Origin of the sequence: Caulobacter zeae, from assembly GCF_002858925.1 — a bacterium.
Lineage (GTDB): Bacteria > Pseudomonadota > Alphaproteobacteria > Caulobacterales > Caulobacteraceae > Caulobacter > Caulobacter zeae.
Genome location: NZ_PJRS01000029.1, coordinates 1 through 24410 on the forward strand (window position 1 = coordinate 1; position 24410 = coordinate 24410).

At 68.0% G+C, this 24410-nt stretch carries 17 protein-coding genes and 2 tRNA genes; 8 read left to right on the forward strand and 11 right to left on the reverse strand.

The genetic code is table 11. The features are described from left to right. Nucleotides 1-86: 86 nt before the first annotated feature. A complete protein-coding gene (locus tag SGCZBJ_RS15305; RefSeq protein ID WP_101718864.1) occupies nt 87-1841 on the reverse strand; it encodes a response regulator in 1755 nt (584 codons plus the stop codon). 260 nt (nt 1842-2101) lie between these two features. Here SGCZBJ_RS15305 and SGCZBJ_RS15310 point away from each other — a divergent pair, with 260 nt between their 5' ends. The 3 genes from SGCZBJ_RS15310 to SGCZBJ_RS15320 all read left to right on the forward strand — a co-directional run bounded on the left by SGCZBJ_RS15310 (nt 2102) and on the right by SGCZBJ_RS15320 (nt 7008). Then, nucleotides 2102-5008 carry a long-chain-fatty-acid--CoA ligase gene (locus SGCZBJ_RS15310; RefSeq protein ID WP_101718865.1) on the forward strand — a complete coding sequence of 969 codons (2907 nt, stop codon included), beginning with the start codon at nt 2102-2104 and terminating at the stop codon, nt 5006-5008. Nucleotides 5009-5100: 92 nt separating this feature from the next. Beyond that, nucleotides 5101-6582 (forward strand): FAD-dependent oxidoreductase, encoded by a 1482-nt coding sequence (locus SGCZBJ_RS15315; protein ID WP_101718866.1) that lies wholly within the window; start codon nt 5101-5103, stop codon nt 6580-6582. A 102-nt stretch (nt 6583-6684) separates the two neighbouring features. Further along, nucleotides 6685-7008, forward strand: coding sequence for a hypothetical protein (locus tag SGCZBJ_RS15320; RefSeq protein WP_101718867.1), 324 nt, complete (start codon nt 6685-6687; stop codon nt 7006-7008). A gap of 7 nt (nt 7009-7015) precedes the next feature. Here SGCZBJ_RS15320 and SGCZBJ_RS15325 read toward each other — a convergent pair whose 3' ends face one another. The 3 genes from SGCZBJ_RS15325 to SGCZBJ_RS15335 all read right to left on the reverse strand — a co-directional run bounded on the left by SGCZBJ_RS15325 (nt 7016) and on the right by SGCZBJ_RS15335 (nt 10113). Next, nucleotides 7016-7510, reverse strand: coding sequence for a hypothetical protein (locus SGCZBJ_RS15325; RefSeq protein WP_101718868.1), 495 nt, complete (start codon nt 7508-7510; stop codon nt 7016-7018). Nucleotides 7511-7608: 98 nt separating this feature from the next. Next, nucleotides 7609-8805: a GAF domain-containing sensor histidine kinase gene (locus SGCZBJ_RS15330; RefSeq protein WP_165799334.1), complete on the reverse strand. Its 1197-nt coding sequence runs from the start codon at nt 8803-8805 to the stop codon at nt 7609-7611. A gap of 123 nt (nt 8806-8928) precedes the next feature. Further along, nucleotides 8929-10113: an acetyltransferase domain-containing protein gene (locus SGCZBJ_RS15335; protein ID WP_101718870.1), complete on the reverse strand. Its 1185-nt coding sequence runs from the start codon at nt 10111-10113 to the stop codon at nt 8929-8931. Nucleotides 10114-10165: 52 nt separating this feature from the next. Here SGCZBJ_RS15335 and SGCZBJ_RS15340 point away from each other — a divergent pair, with 52 nt between their 5' ends. Next, nucleotides 10166-12217: a TonB-dependent siderophore receptor gene (locus tag SGCZBJ_RS15340; protein ID WP_205685396.1), complete on the forward strand. Its 2052-nt coding sequence runs from the start codon at nt 10166-10168 to the stop codon at nt 12215-12217. 176 nt (nt 12218-12393) lie between these two features. Here the strand turns inward: SGCZBJ_RS15340 and SGCZBJ_RS15345 are convergent, their stop codons facing one another. Further along, a complete protein-coding gene (locus tag SGCZBJ_RS15345) occupies nt 12394-13290 on the reverse strand; it encodes an MBL fold metallo-hydrolase (RefSeq protein ID WP_101718871.1) in 897 nt (298 codons plus the stop codon). Nucleotides 13291-13356: 66 nt separating this feature from the next. On the opposite strand from SGCZBJ_RS15345, the gene SGCZBJ_RS15350 reads away from it, so the two are divergent. After that, the gene (locus SGCZBJ_RS15350) at nt 13357-13509 is read left to right on the forward strand and encodes a hypothetical protein (RefSeq protein WP_101718872.1); all 153 of its coding nucleotides are present in this window, start codon (nt 13357-13359) and stop codon (nt 13507-13509) included. A gap of 8 nt (nt 13510-13517) precedes the next feature. Here the strand turns inward: SGCZBJ_RS15350 and SGCZBJ_RS15355 are convergent, their stop codons facing one another. Both SGCZBJ_RS15355 and SGCZBJ_RS15360 read right to left on the reverse strand, forming a co-directional pair. Further along, nucleotides 13518-13928: a TIGR01244 family sulfur transferase gene (locus tag SGCZBJ_RS15355; RefSeq protein ID WP_101718873.1), complete on the reverse strand. Its 411-nt coding sequence runs from the start codon at nt 13926-13928 to the stop codon at nt 13518-13520. A gap of 74 nt (nt 13929-14002) precedes the next feature. Then, nucleotides 14003-14518, reverse strand: a complete 516-nt coding sequence (locus SGCZBJ_RS15360) for a hypothetical protein (RefSeq protein ID WP_133149268.1) — start codon at nt 14516-14518, stop codon at nt 14003-14005. A gap of 469 nt (nt 14519-14987) precedes the next feature. On the opposite strand from SGCZBJ_RS15360, the gene SGCZBJ_RS15365 reads away from it, so the two are divergent. Next, nucleotides 14988-17810, forward strand: a complete 2823-nt coding sequence (locus SGCZBJ_RS15365) for a TonB-dependent receptor plug domain-containing protein (protein ID WP_101718875.1) — start codon at nt 14988-14990, stop codon at nt 17808-17810. Between the two features lie 426 nt (nt 17811-18236). Here SGCZBJ_RS15365 and sppA read toward each other — a convergent pair whose 3' ends face one another. Both sppA and SGCZBJ_RS15375 read right to left on the reverse strand, forming a co-directional pair. Continuing rightward, nucleotides 18237-20015, reverse strand: a complete 1779-nt coding sequence (sppA, locus tag SGCZBJ_RS15370) for a signal peptide peptidase SppA (RefSeq protein ID WP_101718876.1) — start codon at nt 20013-20015, stop codon at nt 18237-18239. Nucleotides 20016-20196: 181 nt separating this feature from the next. Continuing rightward, nucleotides 20197-20273: transfer RNA gene (locus SGCZBJ_RS15375), tRNA-Pro, on the reverse strand. Nucleotides 20274-20458: 185 nt separating this feature from the next. On the opposite strand from SGCZBJ_RS15375, the gene SGCZBJ_RS15380 reads away from it, so the two are divergent. Together SGCZBJ_RS15380 and SGCZBJ_RS15385 are read left to right on the forward strand one after the other, a co-directional pair. Next, nucleotides 20459-20532 (forward strand) — tRNA-Gln (locus SGCZBJ_RS15380). 447 nt (nt 20533-20979) lie between these two features. After that, nucleotides 20980-21417 carry a Ros/MucR family transcriptional regulator gene (locus SGCZBJ_RS15385; protein WP_058349415.1) on the forward strand — a complete coding sequence of 146 codons (438 nt, stop codon included), beginning with the start codon at nt 20980-20982 and terminating at the stop codon, nt 21415-21417. An 87-nt stretch (nt 21418-21504) separates the two neighbouring features. Here the strand turns inward: SGCZBJ_RS15385 and SGCZBJ_RS15390 are convergent, their stop codons facing one another. Both SGCZBJ_RS15390 and SGCZBJ_RS15395 read right to left on the reverse strand, forming a co-directional pair. Then, a complete protein-coding gene (locus tag SGCZBJ_RS15390) occupies nt 21505-22050 on the reverse strand; it encodes a GNAT family N-acetyltransferase (protein ID WP_165799335.1) in 546 nt (181 codons plus the stop codon). Between the two features lie 136 nt (nt 22051-22186). Continuing rightward, nucleotides 22187-24367 carry a S9 family peptidase gene (locus SGCZBJ_RS15395; protein WP_101718877.1) on the reverse strand — a complete coding sequence of 727 codons (2181 nt, stop codon included), beginning with the start codon at nt 24365-24367 and terminating at the stop codon, nt 22187-22189. Between the last annotated feature and the right edge of the window lie 43 nt (nt 24368-24410).

The following is a 24410-nucleotide window of genomic DNA, read 5'->3' on the forward strand; positions in this document are numbered from 1 at the left end:
CCCCAGTGGGGGAGCATCTTGGCGCATTAAATCCTCCCCCTCTTGGGGAGGTGGCCCGGAGGGCCGGAGGGGGCGCCGAAGGCGTCTCACCCCACCGCCGCCGCCGGCGGGGGCGTCCGGTCCACCGCCATGGCGATGGCCGAGATCAGGTCCAGCGGCTTGACCGGCTTGCCCAGGTGCTCGTCGAAGCCCAGCTTGAGAAAGCGTTCGCGGTCGCCGGCCATGGCCGAGGCGGTCAGGGCGATCACCGGGGTGTTGGCCGCGCCGGCCGCGCCCGAGCGGATCTCCGACAGGGCCGTCACTCCGTCCATCACCGGCATGTTGATGTCCATCAGCACGCAGTCGAAGTGCGAGGCCTTCAGCGCGTCCAGCGCCTGGCGGCCGTCCTCGACCACCGTCAGGTCGACGCCGGCGGCTTCCAGCATCAGCCGCACGACCATCTGGTTCATCGGATTGTCCTCGGCCATCAACACGCGCGGCGTCGCGCCGTCGTCCTCGACGGCCTGAGGCGCGGGGGCGGGCAGGGGCGGGGCCTCGGGACGGGGCGCGCGCAGCAACAGCAGGAACCGCGCGCCGCGCTCGGCCGGCTCCAGGCTGAGGTCGCCGCCCATGCGGCGGGCCAGGGCCCGGGCGATGGTCAGCCCAAGGCCCATGCCGCCATAGGCCCGCGATACGCTCTCGTCGGCCTGGGTGAAGCTCTCGAAGATCCGCTCGGCGAAGGCCGGGTCGATGCCCGGGCCGGTGTCGGTGATGCGGATCGCCACCGTCTCAAGGCCGTCGGGCGCAGCGCCCTGGCCCGAGACCTCGATGGTCACCCCGCCCACGCGGGTGAACTTCAGGGCGTTCGACAGCAGGCCGCCCAGCACCTGGCGGATGCGGGCCGGATCGGCGTGCAGGCGCTTGGGCGCGGTGGCGTCGATGCGCACGTCCACCGCCAGGCCGCGAACCATGGCCATGTCGCGCCAGGTGTCGGCCACGGCGTGGACCAGGTCGCGCAGGTCGAAGTCGCAGGGCGTCAGGTCGGCGTCGCCGGCGTCCAGGCGGGCGATGTCGAGCACGTCGTTGAGCAGCTGCATCAGGCTGTCGCCCGAATGGATCATCAGCTCCACATAGTCGCGCTGGCGCTCGTCCAGGTCGGTGGCCTTCAGCGCGTGGGCCAGGCCCAGCAGGCCGTTCATCGGCGTGCGCATCTCGTGGCTCATGGTCGCCACGAACACCGACTTCACGCGCGAGGCGGCCAGGGCGCGCTCCTTTTCCTGCCGCAGGCCGCGGGTCAGCTCGTCCATCTTTCGGGCGGCCGCGCGGTTCAGCAGCATGGCGTTGATGGTGGTCGCCACCAGCATCAGCATGGCCCAGCGGTTGGTCAGCGAGCCTACCCCGTGCGGGGCGTTGGTCAGGAACGGGAAGGCGACCAGGCACAGCAGGGGCGGGGCGGTGGTGATCGCCAGCAGGCTGATCGGCTGGTGGCGGAAGTTCTGGGTGAAGATGATCTGGCCCGCGCACACCCCCAGGGCCGCCAGCCGCAGGTCCTGGTCGGGGAACATCCACAGCGCCACCGCCAGCCACGACCAGACGACGTTGATCGGGATGGAGGCCAGCACGAACAGCGCCCGCAGGCGGTCGGTCGTGGGCCCCGTGAAGCGGCGGATGACCAGCGAGGCCAGCGCCTCGCCGGCCGCCAGCGCCGCGAACCAGCCGGCGGCCATGGCTGGACCCAGAGCGATCCCGACGACCATGGCCACCAAGGCGGCGGAGACTAGGCGCGACACCGTCAGGCGGCGCGTGTCGTTCGCCACCTCGTCGAGCCGTTCGTCGGCGCCTAGAGCATCGAGCCATTGCATGGCCGCGCACCCCGTCCCGGACCTGGACCGAACCAGGCCGTGCTGAAGCTAACCGCAAAACGGCGTTCTGGGAGTGAACGGGCCATGCGGCCGATCAGCGCGGCCGTGTGTAGATGTACACACTCTACGCCTCCGTGCAGATGCGCGCAAAGTCGGGCCGCGCCTTTGCTCGCCTGGGGCGAGCCATGCGTTGCGCCGCCGAGCGCACGCCGCTAGCCTCTCCTGAACAACGATAAGCAGGACGCGGGAGAGCGGTTTCGATGCAAGGTTTGATGCAGCATGGCGCTCTGACGCTCGACAAGATCATCGATCACGCCGCCCAGTGGCACGGCGGCCGCGAGGTGGTCACCCGGTCGGTCGAGGGGCCCATCGTCCGCACGACCTACGCCGAGATCCACGGCCGCGCCAAGCGCGTGTCCAACCTCCTGCTGGCGTTGGGGATCAAGCCGGGCGACCGGGTCGGCACCCTGGCCTGGAACACCGCCCGCCACATCGAGACCTGGTACGGGATCATGGGCATCGGGGCGGTGTGCCACACCCTGAACCCGCGCCTGTTCCCCGAGCAGATCGCCTGGATCGCCGACCATGGCGGCGACCGCGTGATCTTCACCGACCTGACCTTCCTGCCGATCATCGCGGGGATCATTCCCCGCCTGCCCAAGGTCGAGCACGTGGTGGTGTTCACCGACCGCGACCACATGCCCAAGGACTTCCACCTCTCTGGCGAGGCCCCGCACTTCAAGGGCCTGCTCTGCTACGAGGACCTGGTCGCCGAGCAGTCGGCCGACTGTGTCTGGGGCGGGTTCGACGAGGGCACGGCCGCGGGCCTCTGCTACACCTCGGGCACGACGGGCGACCCCAAGGGGGTGATGTACTCGCACCGCTCGAACTTCCTGCACACCTTCATCACCATGCAGCCCGACGTGATGGGCCTGTCGCAGCGCGACGTGATCCTGCCGGTGGTGCCGATGTTCCACGCCAACGCCTGGGGGGTGGCGTTCTCGGCCCCGGCCACCGGCGCCAAGATCGTCATGCCGGGCGCCAGGATGGACGGCGCGGCGATTCACGAACTTCTGGAGACCGAGGGCGTCACCTTCTCGGCCGCCGTGCCCACCGTCTGGCAGATGCTGTTGCAGCATCTTGAGAGCACGGGCTCGAAGATCACCACGCTGAAGAAGGTGGTGATCGGCGGCGCGGCCTGCCCGGAAAGCATCATCCGCGCCTTCCACGAGAAATACGGCGTCGAGGTGGTCCACGCCTGGGGCATGACCGAGACCTCGCCGGTCGGCACGCTGTCGACCATGACCGACCAGCTGGAGAAGCTGTCCTACGACGAGCAGATCCCCTACCGCCTCAAGCAGGGCCGCCCGCCGATGGGCGTCGAGCTGAAGCTGACCGACGACGACGGCAAGCCGCTGCCCTACGACGGCAAGGCCTTCGGCCACCTGAAGATCCGTGGGCCGATCATCGCCGCCGAGTATTTCAGGGGCGCCGGCGGCAAGATCCTCGACGAGGAAGGCTTCTTCGACACCGGCGACGTGGCGACCATCGACGAGATGGGCTTCATGCAGATCACCGATCGCGCCAAGGACGTCGTGAAGTCCGGCGGCGAGTGGATCAGCACGATCGAGATCGAGAACATCGCCGTCGGACATCCCAAGGCCGCCCTGGCCGCCGTCATCGGCGTGGCGCACCCCAAGTGGGACGAGCGACCGATCCTGCTGGTCAAGCTCAAGGAGGGCGAGACCGCGACGAAGGAAGAGTTCCTCGACTTCCTGCAAGGCAAGATCGCCAAGTGGTGGATGCCCGACGACGTCGTCTTCGTCGATGAGATCCCGCTGGGCGCCACCGGCAAGATCGACAAGAAGCTGATCCGCCAGCGGATGAAGGACTACGTGCTGCCGACCATCGGTTCGGCCGCGACGGGTTCGGCCACCCTGGCCGCCGCCGACGGCGCCCAGGCCGCCGTGCTCTACGCCCCCGAGCCGGTCGAGGCGCCGGAGGACGTGATCGAAGAGGGGGAGGCCCCGCAGGCCGAAGCCCCCGTCGAGCCGGTCCACGAGCCCGAGGTGGTCGCCGCACAGGCCGCTATAGAGCCCGCCGCCGAACCGCTGAGCGTCGAGGCCCTGGCCGCGGCTCTGCCCGATCCCGAACCGGTTCCTGTCGCTCATCTCGAAGCGGCCGAGCCGATCTCGCCCGAAGACGTCTTCCCGCACGCGCCCCTGGTCGAGCCGCAGGCGAAACCCTTGGCCGCCACGCCCGAAGAGGCCTTCGACGCCCCGCCGGTGTTCGTCGCCGAGGAGGCGCCGCTGGCCATGCCGCTGAGCAGCGCCAAGCCGCGCAAGGCCAAGGCCGCCAAGACCTCGTCGGGCGACAAGGCTTCGTCGGGAGACAAGGGAGGCTGGGCCGCGCCGATCCTGACCGGCGCGGTGGCCATCGCGCTGGCCCCGGCGGTCCTGGTCGTGGTCGGCGCCCTGGGCGCCAAGACCGGCCTGCTCGACAAGGCCCTGGCCTACGACTTCCTGACCCGCGACCTGGCGCCGCTGATCGCTTGGTTCAGCCTGCTGACCGGCCTGCTGGGGGTGGTCGTGGCCATGATCGGCGGCATACGGCGCCACTGGCGCCGGGCCTTGCTGGCCCTGGCCATCACCGTCGCCACCCTGGGCGTGTTCTTCCTGGCCACGGGCACAAGCGCTCGCGCCGCTCCGGTCGGCGATGTCGCCACCGACTGGAAGGCGCCGCTGGGCTTTTCCGACAACGTCCTGGCCCAGCGCGGCGAGGCCGCCGCCCCGGTGCTCGACGAGCCCAGCCTGCCGGTCGGTTCGGAGCTGTTCGCCGGTCGCCGCGTGGCCGAGGTCAACGCCGAGACCTGTCCGGCCGCTCGCACCCTGGTGCTGACCCGCTCGCCTGCCGACGCCTACGAGGCGGCCAAGGCCGCCGTTCAGGCCAAGGGCCTGACGTTGGTCACCGACGACCCGGGTGAGGGCCGCCTGGAAGCCGCCGGAGCCAGCTTCTGGTACGGTCTGAAGGACGATCTCGTCGTCCGCGTCCGTCCCGACGCCGGCGGCGCCCGCGTCGACGTCCGCTCGGTCGCCCGCGACGAGGGCGGCGACCTGGGCCGCAACTGCGGCCGCGTCACCGGCGTGCTCAAGGCGATCGAGGGCTAGAATTTCATTCCACCCATCCGGGTGTGTGATTTGATACAACCTTCGGGCGTCTGGCGCGGCAAGTTGCATGAGAGCGAACGGGGGAGGCTCTCATGCTCCGCAATGGCAAGGACATCGCCAACGGCGCGGTGATTGAGACACAGGTCTGCATCGTCGGGTCCGGCCCCGCCGGTATCACCGCCGCCTGGGAACTTCAGAAGGCCGGCGTGAAGGTCACGCTGATCGAGGGCGGCCCCGACAGTCCCAAGGGCGCGCTCGATCCCACCTGGCCCGACAAGAGCGTGCTCTACGCCGGCAAGGCCGACGGCCAGTTCGCCGAAAGCGAGCCCGACTTCCTGATCCGACCCTACAATCGCGCCGGCGGTCCCTGGGAGCGCGAGCGGATGTTCGGCGGCACCTCGGCCCACTGGGGCGGACAGTCGCGGCCGCTCGACCCGATCGACTTCGAGGCCCGCCCAGGCTTTCCCGGCTGGCCGATCGACCGCGCCGAGCTTGATCCCTACTACGCCAAGGCCGCGCAGCTGTGCCTGCTGCACGGCGACGATTTCAGTCCCCAGGCCTGGGCCGAGATCCTCGGCGCCGAGGTGCCCGAGCTGACCGGCTTCGACACCACGATCTACCAGTACCTGGGCAAGAACTACCTGAACTTCGCCCTGCGCACCTTTGACGGCGTCACGATCGCCGACACCGACGTCGACGTGATCGTCAACGCCACCCTGCTGGAGATCGAGCAGCGCCAGGGCCGGGTGTGCGGCCTGCGGGTCGCCAGCATGGACGGCGCCGCCGGCGCGTCCAAGAAGGCGACCGAGTTCACCATCAAGGCCGACATGGTGGTGCTGGCCTGCGGCGCGGTCGAGAACGCCCGCCAGCTCCTGCTGTCGGACGTCGGCAACGACCACGACCAGGTCGGCCGCTACTTCATGTGCCATCCGCTGTCGAACGGGCCGGTGCTCAGCGCCAGCGGCGCCTACCTGACCGACGCCCAGACCCGGTTGATGGCTGGCCAGACCCTCAGCGGCAACCGCGCCGTGCCCTGGCAGGATGCGAACGGCGTTCGCGTCTCGGGCCGGTTCTCGCCCACGGCCGACGAGCAGAAGCGCCTGGGCATCGGCAGCTGCTGGTTCTGGGCCAACTACGGCCAGTACTACTTCGAGATGGCGCCCAATCCCGACAGCCGGGTCGCCCTGGCCGACACGGTCGACCCCGTCTTCGGCCAGCGCCAGACCCACATCACCTGGCTGCTCAGCGACCGCGACGAGGCGACCTACACCCAGACGACGGCGCTGTTCAAAGCCGCGGTCGAGGAGCTGGGCGGCGACGTCTATTACCAGCCCTGGCCCGCCGTGAAGGAGGGGCTCACCGTCAACGGCCACCACATCGGCACAACCCGCATGTCGGCCGACCCGAAAGAGGGCGTGGTCGACGCCGACCTCAAGGTTCACGGCCTCGACAACCTCTATGTCGCCGGCTCGTCGGTGTTTCCCTCGACCGGGATCTCCAACCCGACCTTCACGATCATCACCCTGTCGATCCGCTTGGCCGAGCACCTGCGGGGCAGGGTGGGGGCGCCCTGATCCCACCGCTCGAAGCGTAATGGTGCGTCAACCCATGCGCGATCTTGATGGCGTCCGCGGCCTGGACGCCTGACGGCTGCATTCAGTTGGGGGAGACGCGTCATGAATCCATTCGCGACCGAGTTCGAGTTCACGCTGCCGGTCGGCTATCGCGACGCCGACGGCAATCTGCACAGGCAGGGCGTGATGCGCCTGGCCACCGCCGCCGACGAAATCCTGCCGCTAAAGGATCACCGGGTGCAGGCCAATCCGGCCTATCTGACCATCATCGTGCTGAGCCGTGTCATCGTCAGGCTCGGAACCTTGGACATGATCAACACCAAGGTGATCGAGGAGCTGTTCTCGGTCGACTTCAACTACCTGCAGACCCTCTATAACAGCATCAACCAGGTCGCGGGCGAAGGGGAGGGTCCCTCCGGCCCGTGATCGGGCGTCAGGCGATCTGGCCTGCCGAGCTGATCGTCGTCGGCAGCATGCCGGCTTGCAGAGCCAGACACAGCGCATAGTCGGCGACGACGAACCCGTTCGCGACCAGCAGGTGTTTGTCGATGGACACAGCGAACTCTTGTGAAGTCGCGATCGACCACATCCCCAGATCGAGCATCTCCATCGTGGCCGCCAATACTTCGGCGTCTTGGCCATCGGCCTGGATCAGCGTGTTGCCGGGGCTGATGTCTTTCATTGGGACCAGACCCCTGGACGTGAGAACGTATTGCTCCGGCGAGCCGATCAGCTCGCTATCGTTTCCGGCATGGAGTTGAATGGCGCTCGAGGGCCCGGCGTCGCCGGTCCCGTTCGAGAACTGGACGAACTCTTCGGTCCAGCCGAGACTCAGCCCGGCCGTCGAGACCGGGTTGCCTACCTGGAAGCATTCAATAGGCTTGAACGCCGTCGCGTCGACCGCGATCTGGGTTCCTTTGAGCAGCAAGGCGGCCTCCTCGACATCGAGCCATTGGCCCTCGCCAGCGCTCCCCGAGGCCAGGGAATGGTGATTTTCACCTCCATGTAAAGTTGTGCCCGGCTCGGTTAGCGCCCCGGCAGGATGACCGTGAACACCGAGCCCTCGCCGACCCGGCTACTCACCGTGATCTCGCCGCCCATCTGACGGGCCAGCCGGCGCGAGATGGCCAGGCCCAGGCCCGTGCCGCCGAAGCGGCTGGCCGCGCCCGGCGCCTGCTCGAAGCGCTCGAAGATCCGCTCCAGCTGGTCGGCGGGGATGCCGACGCCGGTGTCGGTGACGGTCATCACCAGCTCGCCGCCGCGCGGCGCGATGACCAGGCTGACTTGGCCCCGTTCAGTGAACTTCAGGGCGTTGCCCAGCAGGTTGACCAGGATCTGGCGCAGGCGCGAGGCGTCGCCGCGCACCGTCGGCAGGGCGCCGGCGATCTCGGCGGTCAGGGCGATCTCCTTGGCCAGGGCCCGTTCAGCGAACAGTTCGACGGCCGAGCGCGCGACCTCGGCCACGTCGATCGGCTCGGCGGCCAGGTCGGCGACGCCGGCTTCCAGCCGCGCCAGGTCGAGCACGTCGTTGACGATGGTCAGCAGCTTCTCGCCGGCCGACTTGGCCTTGGTGGCCAGCATCCGCTCGCGCTCGGGCAGGTTGGGCGAGGCGGCCAACAGGCCGTTGAAGCCGATCACGCTGGTCAGCGGCGTGCGCAGTTCGTGGGTCATGTTGGCCAGGAACTCGCTCTTGGCCTCGGTGGCGGCCTGCGCCCGGCGGGTCAGCAGTTCGTTGCGGGCGTTCAGCAGCCGCAGGTCCATCTCGGTGACGACGATCTGGGCCAGGGCCTTCAGGCGCCGCTTCTCCTCGGCGGTCAGCGGCGGGCGCGGCCGCTGGTCGATGACGCACAGCGCCCCAAGCCGATGGCCGCTGTGCAGCTTCAGCGGCGCGCCGGCGTAGAAGCGGATGTTGGGATCATCGGTGACGAAGGGATTGTCGCGGAAGCGGTCGTCGCCCTCCGGATCCAGCACCTCCATCACCTCGTCGGACTCGATGGTGTAGTGGCAGAAGGCGTCCTCGCGCGGGGTGCCGCCCGGCTCCAGCCCGACGATCGACTTGATCCACTGCCGGTCGGCGTCGATCAGGGTGACGGCGGCGATCGGCGTGTCGAACAGTTCGGCCGCCAGGGCCGTGATCCGGTCGAACGCCGCCTCGGGCGGGGTGTCCACGAGGCCGTACTCATGCAGGGCCGCCAGGCGCGCGGTCTCGTCGCTGGTGAACATCGGGTCCTGTAACGCTGCCGGCGCGGGGGAGACGCCGAACCGCCATTTCACCCGGAGCGGGGGCGTGTGTCGAGTATCGGACAAACCCTTCGACCCTTCCCCCATCTAGGGGGAAGGGAGTTATCAGAGATACTTCATCCACGGCTGCCGGCTGGCCCGCTTGACCGGACCGAACCACCGGCAGGCCTGCCAGCATGGAACCGCCACCAGCGCCGCCGTCAGCCAGATCGAGGCCACGCCCGGCAGGCTCCACACCTCGCCCTGGTTCGGGCCCATCGCCGCGACCGCCGCAAGCTGCAGCAGGTGCAGGGCGTAGAGGTGGATCAGGTAGAAGAACAGCGGCGCGCCGCCCAGCACCGCCAGCCATGACACCAGCCGCGCCGGCGCCTTCTCCAGCCCCGCCAGCAGCAGGGCGCCCAGACCCAGTGTCAGCAGCAGGAAGTCGGCCGAGGGCGGGTACTTGGTGAAGTTCAGCCAGCTCATCACCGTGCGGATCGGGCTTGAGCCGGCGACCCAGGGCGTTTCGCCATAGCCGTTCAGGCTGCGCAGGATCACCAGCAGCGCCAGCGCCCCGAAGCCGGTCAGCAGCAGGCGATTGCGCCGGTCGCGCCAGGCGCCGACGAACCATGGGCCAATGCCGAAACCCAGGGCCACAACCCCGATCCATGGCAGCAGCGGATAGGAGGTGCGGGCCTGCGCCCCCCAGGGCAGGTCGATGAAGCCGCGGTCGTGCAGGATCGCCCACAGCGCGTGGCCGGGCTGGCCCTGCGCTATGCTGATCGGATCCAGCAGGTTGTGGCCCAGCACGATCACGAGACCCACGGCGACCAGCGCCGCGCGGGGCAGGTGGACGAGGGCCGAAAGCGCGATCATCGACAGGCCGATCGCCCAGATCACCTGCAGGTAATAGGTCCTGGGCGTCAGGTCGAAGGTCCAGGCGAAGCTGACGAAGGTCAGCTCCAGGAACACCAGGAAGAGGCCCCGCTTGAACAGGAAGCCCGAGGCGGCGTGGGCGATGGCGCGCGGATCGTTCCCGCCGGCCTTGCGGCCGTATAGCCAGGCGGCGAGGCCCGTCAGGGCCACGAACACCGGCGCGCACAGGTGCGCCGCCAGCCGGGTGAAGAACAGGGATGGGGCCGTCGCCTCCACGTCCATCGGGTCCGACACCTGAGCGTGGATGAAGAAGAACTCCCGCACGTGGTCGACCATCATCAGCAGCATGACGAGACCCCGCAGGGCGTCGATGGCGGCGATCCGGCTCGCGGCTGGAGCGGGAAGGGCGGTGGAAACGGCGTTGGTTGACAGCATCACTCGGGCGGCATAGCTGATATGAAATAACATTACAAACGGAGTTGATCTCTTGCCCCTGTCGTGGAGCTGCGTCAGCGCATGCCTGCTGGCCCTGTCCGCCGCCGAGCCGCCGGAAACCGTCCCGGCCGCCGAGACGGAGCCCCACGCCGTGGGCGAGATCGTCATCCTGGGGCGACGCGGCGCAGCCCGCGACGTCACCCTGGGCGCGGGCGAGATCACCCAGGCCACTTCGCCGTCCAGCCGCTCGGTCGAGCGTGACCTGCTCGACGCCGTCGGGGCCGGGCGCCTGGCCGACGCGCTGGAGCTGACCAGCGGCGTGTCCCAGCAGAACAACCGCGGCGGCTTCCTCGACAACTTCGCCATCCGCGGCTTTCTCGGCACGCCCGACGGCGGGGCGGAATATTATGTCGACGGCTTCCTGGCCAACCGGGGCCTGGCGCCGCCCCGCGACCCGGCCACGGCAGAGCGCGTCGAGATCCTGAAAGGCCCGGCCGGCGCCCTGTTCGGCGACATCGATCCGGCCGGCCGCGTCAACATCGTCTCCAAGACCCCGCAGTTCGTGCGCGGCGGGCATGTGGCCGCCACCGTCGGCTCGTTCGGCCTGCGCCGGGGCGAGATCGACTTCACCGGTCCGCTGTCCGACACCCTGGCCGCCCGCCTGGTGGTCGCCGACGAACGCAGCGACGGCTGGCGCGACCATGTCGACCTGCACCGCCGCGCCATCGCCCCGTCGCTGACCTGGCGGCCCACCGACGCGTTGCGCCTGACCTATGTGGGCGAGTTCACCGTCTTCGACGCGCCCTTCGACCGCGGCGTGCCGGCGGTGAACGGCGACGCCCTGGCCATCCCGCGTTCGCGCTTCTTTGGCGAGCCGGGCGACGGAACGACCCGCTTCCGCAACGAGCGCCACCAGCTGACCGGCGAGTACGAACTGTCGTCCGACTGGCGCCTGACGGCCGGTTTCGCCTACCGCACCGGCGACATGCACGGCTTCTCCAGCGACCAGTCGCGCCTGGTCGGCCGCCAGCTGTGGCGCCAGCGGCGCGAGCGCGACTATGCGGTGGAGGACGTCTCGGGCCGCCTCGAGCTGGACGGCCGCATCGGCGCGCACCACCTCAATGTCGGGGTGAAGGGCTACACCCTCGACTACAGCGAGTTCCTGCTGCGCCGGAACCCGACCGCCGCCGCGCCGCACGCCATCTCGATCGACGCGCTGGTCTATGGCGGCCAGGCCCTGCCGCTCTTGCCCTTCACCGACAACCGCGAGACCCGCCGCGTCACCACCCTCTACGCCCAGGACCTGTGGCAGGTCTCCGAGCGCCTCAGCCTGCTGGCCGGCGTGCGGGTCGACGACTACCGCCAGACCGTGCGCAACAACCGCACCGGCGCGGTCGGGCGCGGCGAGGGCTCGCCCGTCGACTACCGCCTGGGCGCCCGCTATCAGCTGACGAACGCCCTGACCGCCCACGCCAGCTTCGGCCGCTCGTTCCTGCTCAACTCCGGCACCGGCCGCACCGGCCAGGGCTTCGCGCCCGAGAAGGGCGAGGGCTGGGAGCTGGGGCTCTCGGGCCGCTGGCCGGGCGTCGACCTGGCGGTGGCGCTGTTCGACATCGAAAAGCAGAACATCCTGGCCAACGATCCCGTCGACGCCAGCTTCCTGGCCCCCGTCGGCCAGCTGACCAGCCGGGGCGTCGAGTTCGACGGTTCGTTCGAGGTCAGCGCCGCCTGGCGCGTGGTGGTCAACTACGCCTGGACCGACGCCAAGGCCGACGACACCGCCTTCGCCAGCGACGCGGTGCTGAACGTGCCCGAGCATTCGGGCGGCGCCTTCGCCGTGGGGACCTTCGACAGGTGGTCGCTGACGGTGGGCGCCAGCTACATGGGCGACCGGGCGGGGGCGCTGGACGGCTCGGGCCTGATCCTGCCGTCCTACTGGAAGGCCAAGGCGACGGTGGAGTACGCCGTGACGCCGAGGGTCGATGTCCGTCTCGAGGTCGACAACCTCTTCGACGAGCACTACGCCCAGAGCTCCTACAGCCCCGTCTGGATCTTCCCCGGCGCGCCGCGGACGTTGCGGGCCAGCGTCAAGGCGCGGCTGTAAATCTACGGCCTCAAAAGCCCGTCATCCCGGAAACGGCGAAGCCGTTATCCGGGACCCAGGGGGACCGGGCGCGGCGTCAAGATTCGCCGCCCAGCCGGTATCCGATGCATTGCGGCGACCCCTGGGTCCCGGGTCTACGCTGCGCTACGCCCGGGATGACGAAGTAGGGGAACGCCTCAGGCCAGCCGATACTCGCTGTCCAGCCCTGGCGGCCCGTCACAGACCACCCGGCCCTCCCGCACCAGCAGCACCAGGTGCGCCAGCATCGACAGCGCCGCCGCCGGATGCAGGCGCGGATCCACCGCCGCGTAGAGCACAGGCACCATCGCTTTGATCTGCGCGGGGCCACCGGTCAGCGCGGCCAGCACCTGGGCTTCCCTCGCCCGGCGGTGGTCGACATAGGCCGCAAGGAAGGGCGCCACCTCGCGCACCGGCGAGCCGTGGGTCGGCCACAGGGTCTCGAAATCCCGGGCCTGGATCTTGGCCAGGCTTGCGAAATAGTCGCCCATGTCGCCGTCCGGCGGGGTGATCACCGTCGTGGACCAGCCCATGACGTGGTCGCCGCTGAAGAGGGCGTTCTCTTCCTTCAGCGCAAAGCAGACGTGGTTGGAGGTGTGGCCCGGCGTGGTGATCGCTTCCAGCGTCCAGCCGGGACCTTCGAAGACGTCGCCGTCGGCGATCTCGATGTCGGGCCGGAACTGGCCGTCGTCCTCGGCGTCCAGCTGCACACCCGTCTCTTCCGAGACTTCCAGCGCCGGCGCAGGCCGTCCCCAGATCCTGGCCCCCGTCCTCTGCGCCAGCGGGCCGGCGAGGGGCGAGTGGTCGGCGTGGTGGTGGGTCACCAGGATGTGGCTGACGGTCTCGCCCTCGATCGCCGCCAGCAGGGCGTCCAGATGGGCGGGCATGTCGGGGCCCGGATCGATCACCGCCACGACGCCGCGGCCGACGATGTAGGTCCCCGTACCGGTGTAGGTGAACGGCCCCGGATTGTCGGCGATCACACGCCGGATCAGCGGCGAGACCTGGTCGCAGCGGCCGTACTCGAACTCGATCTCGCGGACGAAGGGGATCATCGCGACCCATCCTGAGCGGCGCCGGTCTTGCGCTTAACGACTCGTAAACCCTGCGGAGTACGGATCATGGCGGCCGACACGGCGATTTTTGTCTCAAAACGGCTCCAGCGCGCGGCCTTCGCCATCCTGTGTCTCATTACGGCGCAGTTCGTGCTGGCGTCCTGCGAGCCCGAACCCAGCCCGATGGCCGCTCGCGTCGGAACGCTGGGCGGCTACTAGACGGGATTTCAGTGCGGCAGGACGCCGGAGAGGTCGTAGCCGGCCTCATAGCCCTGCTTCACCAGCGTCTCGCGATCGGCCGCGCCCGACAGCGCCTGGCCGATCGACCAGGTGACGATCGAGCGGGTGCCCGAGCGGCAGAAGGCCAGGACCGGGCCGTCGGCGGCCTCGACCGCTTCGCGCACCGCGTCCACCTGCTCCTGGGTCGGTCCGCCGCGCACCGGCACGTGCAGGTAGGAAAGACCCGCGGCCTTGGCCGCCGCCTCGATCTCGGCGCTGGTCGGCTGGCTGGGGTCTTCACCGTCGGGACGGTTGTTGACGATCAGCGAAAAGCCTTCGGCCTTGGCCCGGGCCACGTCGTCGGTGCTGATCTGGGGGCTGACCGACAGGCTGTCGGTCACGCGGCGGAAATCGGTCATGGGCGTCGGGCCTCGAAGAACCTCTATAACAAGGTCCTTCAGATGCGCGGCGCGGGCGGCCAGGGCAAGCCCTACTAGTCGACGCGGCGCGCCCGGATGGCCGTCTGGCCGTCGATATTGAGGAAGAAGCTCCCCATCGACGCCTTGCGGATGGCGATCTTCGAGCCCGGCTTGGGCGCGCGGCGCACCGGATCGCGACCGACCTGGTCCCACTTGGCGCCGTCTTCCAACACGATGGTCCAGCCGCCGGTTCCATTCTGCCAGGCCTGCTTGGCCACGCCCTCGACGCGGTCCAGCGCCTCGGGCTTCTCGCCCTTGCCGCCGAACAGGTCGAGCTTGGGCAGGTTGAAGCCGAAGGCCTCGCGCTTGACGGTCTCCACCTTCTGGCGGTCCAGCACCACGATGTCGCCGGCCGCATCGGCCGCCACCAGCGCGCTCGCGGCCTTGTCGTAGCAGGCCAGGCGGGCATCGGCCTCGGCGATTGCGCGGCACGCGGTCACCGCGTCCAGCGCGGTCGGGCCGGCGGCCAGGGCTGAGGCGGGGAGGGTGCCCAGGACGAGCAGGGCGAGCGGAAGCTGAATCGAGCGCATGAACGGATCCGACTGGCGAGGAAGCGGTCCCGGGGGAGACCGATATGTGTCGCGGACGACACGCGGTCAGATTGTGGCGCCACTATGGCCGCTCACGAGCCCGCAAGGGGATCGTCGTGCGAGAATCGCGTTTCAGGAAGTGAACATATTCCGGTAGTGGCGTTATTTCAAAGCGGAGAAAATTGCCACTAAGCCGCCTTATTTGAACAATCATGCGCTAGCTTGGCCGTATAACGCGGTTCTAGCGGCTGTAATCTGCCGCATAGGCGACAGCAGTGTGTTCAATTTGCGACAGGCACGATGCTTCAGGTTACATAACCGTAATCGGAAATTGACCGCCGAGAGCGGGCGCTCCTAACGTCCCCGCCAACCGGGCTGTGAGCAGCCTGGGATTGCAAGACGTGGGCATGACGGCTGGAGACTTCGTCCCTGCCGGCCCATTCTCGGAGGGATTCCATTGAAGATTCAGATGACGCGTAAGCGCCTGCTGACGACGACCATCATCAGCGGCCTCGCGATCGCCGCGGCCAGCGCCGGTGTGGCGTCGGCCCAGACGGCTCCCGAAGGCGAGTCGACGGAAATCGAAGCCGTCGTGGTCACCGGCTCGCGTATCGCGCGCCAGGACTACGTGGCCAACAGCCCGATCTCGACGGTGACGTCGGAGGCCATCCAGGCCGCTGGTTCGACCACCACCGAAGACGTGCTGAACCGTCTGCCGCAGGTGATGCCCGGCCTGACCGCCGCTTCGAACAACCCGTCCGACGGCACGGCCACCGTCGACCTGCGTGGCGTGGGGGCGTCGCGTACCCTGGTGCTGGTCAACGGTCACCGCATGAACCCGTCGACGCGCGCTAACACCGTCGACCTGAACAACATCCCGACCGCCCTGATCGACAAGGTCGAGATCGTCACCGGCGGCGCCTCGGCCGTGTACGGTTCGGACGCTCTGTCGGGCGTCGTGAACTTCCAGTTGAAGAAGGACTTCGAAGGCGTCGAAGTCGGCACCCAGTGGACCGGCACCGAAATCGGCGACGGCAAGACCACCAACACCTACGTCCTGATCGGCGCCAACACGCCGGACGGCAAGGGTAACGTCACCGCCTACGCCAACTACTACAGCCGCGACAAGATCCTGCCGAACGCCGACCGTCCGTGGTCGCTGGTGTCCAACGCCGGCGGTTCGGGCACGGGCGTGACGGGCGCCGCCAGCGCCATCGGCACCAACCCCTTCGGCGGTTCGACCTCGAGCCCGCTGAACGTCCGCTACGGCTTCAACACCAACGGCACCCCGCGTCCGTTCGTCAACACCCTGGCTGGCGACCGCTACAACTTCTCGCCGGTCAATAACCTGCTGTCGCCGGGCGAGCGCTTCAACATCACCGCTCTGGGCAACTACGAGATCACCGACCGCCTGACCGCGACGGCTGAACTGTTCTACTCGGACAGCCGCAACTCGGCTCAGCTGGCCCCGACCCCGGCCACCGCGATCCAGATCCCGTACAACAACCCCTTCGTCTCGCCGGCCCTGGCCGCCCTGCTGGCCACCCGTCCGAACCCGACGGCCCCGATCTTCTTCGATCGCCGTATGGAAGAAGTCGGCCCGCGCGTTGAGACCCGCGACTCCGACCTGTACCAGATCAACCTCGGCCTGAAGGCCGATCTGGGCCACGGCTGGACCGGTGAAGCCTTCTACAGCTTCGGCCGCACCGAGTTCCGCGTCGGCGTGCAGAACGACGTCTCGCGTTCGAAGGTCGCCGCGGCGATCGCTTCGGGCGCCGGCGCCAGCACCACGAGCTGCTCGACCGCCTCGCTGGCGCTGTTCCCAACCTGCGCCCCGCTGAACATGTTCGGCGCCGGCACGATCTCGCCCGCCGCGGCCAACTTCATCCGCCTGAACTTCTCGGACCTGACCGTGTTCGAGCGTAACGTCGGTTCGGTGTACGCCACCGGTCCGCTGTTCAAGCTGCCGGCCGGCGACCTGTCGGTGGCCGTCGGCGCCGAATGGCGCGAAGACAGCCTGGCCTTCACCCCCGACGCGGCCAAGAACGCCGGCGACATCTTCGGCTTCAACGCCGAACGCGCCGTTGGCGGCGCCTCGAGCGTGGGCGAACTCTACGCCGAAGCCGTGGTTCCGCTGGTCGCCGACGTGACCGGCGTGCAGTACCTGGGCCTGGAACTGGGCGGCCGCTACTCCGACTACTCGTCGGTCGGCAGCGTCTACAGCTACAAGGTCGGTCTGGAATACAAGCCGATCTCGGACATCAAGCTGCGCGCGATGTTCCAGAAGGCCAGCCGCGCTCCGTCGGTGTTCGAACTGTACCAGTCGGGCGACCAAGGCTTCCCGGCCGTGCTCGACCCCTGCACCACCGTCAACCCGGGCACGGGCGCTGCTCGCACCCTGTCGGCCTCGGTTCGCACCTTCTGTACCGCTCAGCTGGGCTATGATCCGGTCGCCGGCAACTTCGTCGCCCAGAACACCCAGACGGAGTCGTTCTTCTACGGCAACCCGAGCCTGAACGAAGAGAAGTCGGAAACGATCACCTTCGGCGTCGTCTGGCAGCCGAGCTTCATCTCGGGCCTGAGCGCCACGGTCGACTACTACGATATCAAGATCGACGACTACATCGGCACGATCAAGGGCGGCGTCTCGGGCATCGTCAACGACTGCTTCGCCTCGGGCAGCCTGACCTCGGCCGCCTGCTTCGACTCGGGCATCAACCTGCCGCTGATCTACCGCGACGCGGCCGGCAACCTGAAGGCCCGCGCGCCGCTCGGCAACGTGTCGGCTCTGCAGACCAAGGGCATCGACGTGGCCGTCTCGTACGGCTGGAACGTTCCGTGGGCCGGCGGCATCTGGGGCGACAAGCTGCAGTTCGACCTGTCGAGCACCTATCTCGACAGCTACGAGCTGGACGGCATCGACTACAAGGGCACCATCGGCGCCTACAACATCTCGGCCTCGCTGCCGGAATGGAAGGCCAGCCTGCGCGTTGGTTATGATGTCGGCCCGGTCCGCCTGGCCTACACCGGCACCTACATCGGCAAGATGGACAACCAAGGCAACATCCCCGAGTTCGAGGATGGCGGCTACAACACCGTCAAGGCCTTCATGTATCACGACGTCAGCGCCCGCTGGAACGTCAACGACAACGTCGAAGTCTTCGGCGGCGTTCGCAACCTCGGCGACAAGAAGCCGCCGGTGTTCGACAACTCGCCGGACGGCAACACCGACCCGAACACCTACGACATCCTGGGTCGTTCGTACTTCCTCGGCGCCAAGCTGCGCTTCTAAGCAGCCTGGCGTTCGCCCCGGCGGTCGCAAGACCGCCGGGACAGACGGCATCGACGGCGGGTCCGAAAGGACCCGCCGTTTTTGTTTGCGCGCAAGGCCCCCCGTGGGGAGGCGATCGCGCAGCGATCGGTGGGGGGAGCCCTCACGAAACCGACTGACGCCCTGAAAGCTGAAACCGGCCCCCCGCCGGCCGCCTCCCCAAGAGGGGGCGCCGCCTCAGACCCTCCCCCCGAAGGGGGAGGTGGCCCGAAGGGCCGGAGGGGGAAGTTCCTGATGAGCCTGAGCCGAGCGCCGACGTGGGAAGTCACTTCCCCCTCAGTCGCTTCGCGACAGCTCCCCCTTCAGGGGGAGCGTCTTTGTGAGCGCGCCCAAACAAAAAAGGCCGCCCCTTTCGGAGCGGCCCTTCTCGTGAAGCCGGTCTGTCGATCAGTACGACGGCGTATCGGCCAGGACGCTGGCGCCTTGCGAGCGCAGGCGGGTCTTGGCCATCTCGTCCAGGATCGCTTCGGAGCGCGGGTCGCCCAGGATCCAGGCGGCGGCGGCCACGGTGCGCATCGAGGCCGAGCTGACGCCCAGGGCCTTCTCCAGGGCGTCGAACGGCGACTTGGGCCCGCCGATCTTCTTCAGGCGCACGTCGCCCGTCAGCTTGGCCAGGGCCTTGGCCTTGTCGACGGCGTCGTAGAAGCCGCCCAGCTGGTCCACCAGGCCCAGTTCCTTGGCCTGGACGCCCGTCCAGACGCGGCCCTTGGCGATCTCGCGCACGCGTTCGACCGGCAGCTTGCGGCCCTCGGCCACGCGATTGATGAAGCCGGCGTAGATATTGTCCATCCAGGCCGAGAAGCGGGCGCGCTGGTCGGCGGTGAATTCCTGGCCCGTGCCGAAGGCGCCGGCGTAGTCGCCGCCGACGGTCACCTGGCGGGTGTCGACGCCGAAGCGCGACAGGGCCTCGCCCAGGGCGAACTTGCCGCCGAACACGCCGATCGAGCCGGTCAGGGTCGAGGGCTGGGCCACGATCGCCGAAGCCTGGCTGCTGATCCAGTAGCCGCCGGAAGCGGCGTAGGTGCCCATGCTGACCACGACGGGCTTTCCGGCCGCCTTGGCGGCCCTCACGGCCGCCAGGATCTGTTCGGAGGCCGTGTCCGAGCCGCCGGGCGAGGAGACGCGCAGCACGATGGCCTTGACGTCCTTGTCCTCGATCGCGTCGTAGATCGCCTTGGCGGTCTCGTCGGAGTGGATGGTGCTGTCGCCGCCGAACGGCGAGGCCTGGCCGGCCGTGCCGGTGACGATCGGGCCCTCGGCGCCGATCACGGCGATGGCCGCGCCGGTCTTGGGCAGGTCCTTCTTCGAGCGCGAGGCGTAGTCGGAGAAGTCGATCAGCTTGGCGCCCTTGCCGGCGCGGGCCAGCATAGCGTCCTGGGCTTCCTTCACCTGGCCGACCTTGTCGATCAGGCCCAGTCCCTGCGCCTGCTGGGCGCTGTAGGGGCCGGCCTCGATGGCCTTGATCAGGCGGGCCGGTTCAAGCTTGCGGTCCTGGGCGGCGGCGGTGAGGGCGCTGGTGTAGACCGAGCCCATCCACGACAGCGTCGCCTCGCGGTGGGCGGGGGTGAAGTCGCTGTTCAGGTAAGGGTTGACCGCGTTCTTGTATTCATAGCGCTGCTCGAAGTCGGCCTTGACGCCGTACTTGTCGAACAGGCGCTTGTAGAACATCGTCTCGCTGGCCACGCCCACGGCCTGCAGCGCGCTGTCCGGCTGCATCCAGAACTCGCTGGCGGCCGCGCCCAGGCGGTAGGTCGAGGTCGACATGCCCGAGGGATAGATGCCCTGGCTGTGGGCGATGATCGGCTTCTTGCCGACGCTGCGGAAGTGCTTGAAGGCCTGGGCGATCTCGTCGGCCGAGGCCGGGGCGATCCCGCCCTCCGGCAGGCGCACGAACACCGCCTTGACCTTGTCGTCGGTCTCGGCGCGGCGCAGCACCTCGATCACGCCCATCACCGACTGGCCGCCGCCGCCGAAGGCCGCGAACGGATTCTGCGAATCCTGGTCCGACAGACCGCCGCGCAGGTCCAGCTGCACGACCGAGTTGGTCGCCACCGGGGCAGGGCGGGCCGCGCCGGCCGCCAGCACGATCAATATGAAGGGAACCCCGACGAGAAAAAGCACCAGTCCGACGAACACGCCGGCCACGGTCATGAGAAACTGCTTCATCGGGGTCCCGTTGCGATAGCCAAGGCGCGGCGGCGGAAAAGCACAGGTGGTCGTGCGTCCGTCGCGCTTCAATGTCGTCGCAAGCTAGCGGCTGTCGCGTTGCGGTCAAATGAACAGCAAGCAACCTGCCGAACTTATCGCCCGTGCGGTGCAGATGAAGGGATTTTCTCGGGAAAGAAGATGGTCGGAGTGGCAGGATTTGAACCTGCGACCCCTGCGTCCCGAACGCAGTGCTCTACCAGACTGAGCCACACTCCGACTTCCGAAGCCGCGCCGCCGGTTGGCTGTGCTCGACTTGGGAGGCGGCTTATAGGCGGCGGTCGGGAGAGTCGCAAGCGTGAAAATAGACCCAAAAAAAGAATTTGGAGGGCGTTGCCACCGTCCGAATCCTGAGCTATCTCCACCGCCTCGCCGCGGCCCACTGGGTCGGCAGCCGTTCCTGCTGGGGAATGGTGTAATGGTAACACTGCGGTTTTTGGTACCGTCATTCTAGGTTCGAGTCCTAGTTCCCCAGCCACTCTCTTCAATCTCTTCGCTGATCAGCAGCTCCCTTCCGGAGCGGCGTTTACATCGCGATCTCCTTCTTCCTTCAAGCTGTGCTTTACCGGCCCGCGCCGTCGCGCGTCCGAGCCCTTGCACGATCCTCCCGGCATGTTCGCTTCGATCTGAAGATGGCGGTGAGGCGCGCGGCGAATCTCGATCCCGCGCCCGGCCCTGTTCAAAAGTGCAGTTGCACGCGAACCTTTCCGGTCTTCGCGACTGCGAAAACGTCCGTGGTGGAAACTGAACTTGAAGGCGAGCGCAATCGCTTACGGCTAAGGCTTTGAAAATCCGCCATCGACATTGTTGCTACGAAATAAAGCCTGTTTTCGCGGAGCGTTGCTCGTTCGATTGCGTATTTGTGTACTTGTAATTCCACGGGGCGGGTGTATTTCCGAATTTAAAGTCATTGTGGAGTGACGCCGTGGAAGACAAATCGACCCTGATCGAGCTGACCGCCGAGATTGTGGCCAACTATGTGGCCAACAACACGACCTCGGTCTCTGACCTGCCGGCTCTGATTCGGGCCACGCACGACGCCCTTGCCGGTCTTGGTTCGCCGGAAGCGCCGGTGACCGAAGCCGTTACCAAGGCTACTCCGGCCCAGATCCGCAAGAGCATCACGCCGGACGCGCTGATCAGCTTCGAGGACGGCAAGCCCTACAAGACGCTGAAGCGCCACCTGACCACCCACGGCATGACCGTCGCCGAATACAAGTCGAAGTGGGGCCTGCCGGCCGACTATCCGACCACGGCGCCGTCCTACAGCGAAGCCCGCTCGGCCATGGCCAAGGCCCTCGGCCTGGGTCAAGGCGGCCGCAAGGCCAAGGCTCCGGGCAAGGCCCGCGCCCGCAAGGCCTGATCCTCGGTTCTTTTAAAGAGCCCCGAAAACACGAAAGCCCCGCCGGTCCGCCGGCGGGGCTTTTGCTTTGAGTGGCGTTGCGGCGACCTAGACGCCGCTCAGCGACATGCCGGGCGCGTCGGGCGGGGTGTCGCCGCCGCCGTTCAGGGGGCGCTGCATCCACACCAGGTCGACCCAGCGGTCGAACTTGTAGCCCATGGCCGGGAAGACGCCCTTGTGCGTAAAGCCGAGCGCGGCGTGGACGCCGATCGAGGCGGCGTTGCCGCTGTCGCCGATCACCGCGCACATCTGGCGCAGGCCCAGGGCCTCGCAGGCCTCGATCAGCGCCTTCAGCAGCGCCTTGCCGACGCCCTTTCCGGCCGCGTCGGGGGCGACATAGATGCTGTCCTCGACGGTATAGCGATAGGCCGCCCGCAGCCGGAACGGACCGGCATAGGCATAGCCCAGCACCTTTCCGTCCAGTTCGGCGACCAGGTAGGGCAGGCCGCGGTCCAGGAACGCCGCGCGCCGACGGGTCATTTCGGCCTCGTCGGGCGGGACTTCCTCGAAGGTGCCCAGGCCATTGAGCACGTTCCAGCCGTAAATGGCCGTGATCGCGCCGATGTCGGCCTCGGTGGAGGGGCGGATGATCAAGCGAAACTCCAGAAACACATGAACCCCTCCCCCTTGCGGGGAGGGGCAGGGGTGGGGGTGTCGGCACCGTGCCGGCCAATGACAGCGTCGGCGCCCCCATCCCCAACCCCTTCCCCGCGAGGGGGAAGGGGCTTTCTCAGGCCTTCGTCCAGCCCTTGTCGACAGCCCACACGGCGAAGGCGTAGTCGAGCGCGATCTCCTTGAGGAAGTCGAAGCGGCCCGAGGCGCCGCCGTGGCCGGCTTCCATGTTGATCTTCAGGAGGATCGGGTTGCCGCTGGTGGTGTTGGCCCGCAGCTTGGCGGCCCACTTCTCCGGCTCCCAGTAGGTGACGCGCGGATCCGACAGGCCGCCGGTGGCCAGCACGGCCGGATAGGGCTTGGCCGTGACGTTGTCGTACGGGGAATAGCTGGCGATGTAGTCGTAGGCCTCCTTGTCCTCCAGCGGATTGCCCCATTCGGGCCACTCCGGCGGGGTCAGCGGCAGGGAGGTGTCGCTCATGGTGTTGAGCACGTCGACGAACGGCACCGCCCCGATGATGCCCGACCACAGGTCCGGCCGCAGGTTGGTGATCGCGCCCATCAGCATGCCGCCGGCCGAGCCGCCATAGGCCACCGTACGGCCCTTGGCCCCGTAGCCGCCCGCGTGCAGGTGCTCGGCGCAGGCGATGAAGTCGGTGAAGGTGTTCTTCTTCTTGAACTTCTTGCCGTCCAGGAACCAGCCGTAGCCCTTCTCCGAGCCGCCGCGGATGTGGGCCGTGGCCCAGATCCAGCCGCGGTCGACCAGGCTGAAGTTGCGGATCGAGAACGACGGGTCCATCGACATGCCGTAGCTGCCGTAGCCGTACAGCAGCAGCGGCGCCTTGCCGTCGAGCTTGACGTCCTTCTTCATCAGCACGGTCACCGGCACCTCGGCGCCGTCGGGCGCCTTCGCATAGAGGCGCTTGGTCACGTACTTGCTGGGATCGTGGCCCGAGGGGATTTCCTGGGTCTTGCGCAGCACCTTGTCGCCGCTGCGCATGTCGTAGTCGAACCACTGACGCGGCGTGGTCGGCGACTGGTAGACGTAGCGCAGGGTCGGGGTGTCGAACTCGTAGCCGCCCTCGACGCTCAGCACATAGGCCTGCTCGTCGACGACGATCGGCTTTTCGGCCTTGGTGGCGCGGTCGGTGATGACGATGCGGGTGTTGGCGTTGACGCGCTCGACGCGGACCAGGTGGTCCTTGTAGGCGGCGTGGCCGGTGATGAAGGTCCCCGGCTTGTGGGCCACGAAGTCCTTCCAGTTCGCGCGGCCCGGATTGTCGACCGGCGCCTCGACCAGCTTGAAGTCGATGGCGTCGTCGGCGTTGGTCAGGATGACGAACTTGCCGTCCCAGTGCTCGACCGAATAGCGCAGGCCCGGCGTGCGCGGCTCCACGGCTTTCGGCTTGGCGTTCACGTCGCTGGCCGGGATCAGCAGCGTTTCCGACGTCTCGTGGTCGCCGGCGCTGATGACGATGAAGGCGTCCGAGCCGGTGACGCTGACGCTGACGAAGAAGCCGTCGTCGGGCTCTTCATAGACCAGCACGTCGTCCTTCAGCCCGCCGCGCGCGGGGCGGCGATAGATCTTGTCGGAGCGGCCGTTGTCGTCGCGGTGGGTCCAGAACAGCCACTTGGAGTCGGGCGACCAGGTGAAGTCGCCGGTGCTGCTGTCCACGGGCTCGGGCAGGATTTCGCCGGTGGCCAGGTCCTTGACGTAGATCTTGTGGACTTCCGAGCCCTGCGCGTCCTCGGCATAGGCGAACAGCTTGTGGTCGGGGCTGTGGTCGGCGGCGCTGACCTGGCTGTAGGCCTTGCCCTTGGCCAGGGCGTCGCTGTCGAGCAGCACCTCTTCGCCGTCCGTCTTTCCACGGGGACGCCGTGCGTAGATCGGATGCTGGCCGCCCAGGGCGAAGCGCGAATAGTAGTCGTACGGGCCGTCAGGCGAGGGGACAGAGGAGTCGTCCTCCTTGATGCGGCCCTTCATCTCCTCGAACATTGCCTTCTGCAGGTCCTGGGTCGGGGCCAGCATCGCCTTCACATAGGCGTTCTCGGCGGTCAGGTGCTCCTTGACCTCGGCCTTGATCAGGCTCGGATCGCGCAGGACCTTCTGCCAGTTGTCGTCCTTCATCCAGGCGTAGTCGTCGACGCGCACCCGGCCCAGCTGCTCGATGCGCTTTGGAACCTTCTTGGCGACAGGAGGAACGGGCTTGGCGGTGGCGGACATGGAACTCCCGGGGATGAGGGCGGAGGACGTGGCGGCGACGGCGGCAACGCTCGTCATCATTTCGCGCCGGTTCATTGGACAGATTCCCCCTCGGATGCGTCAGAACGCCAACTTGTTG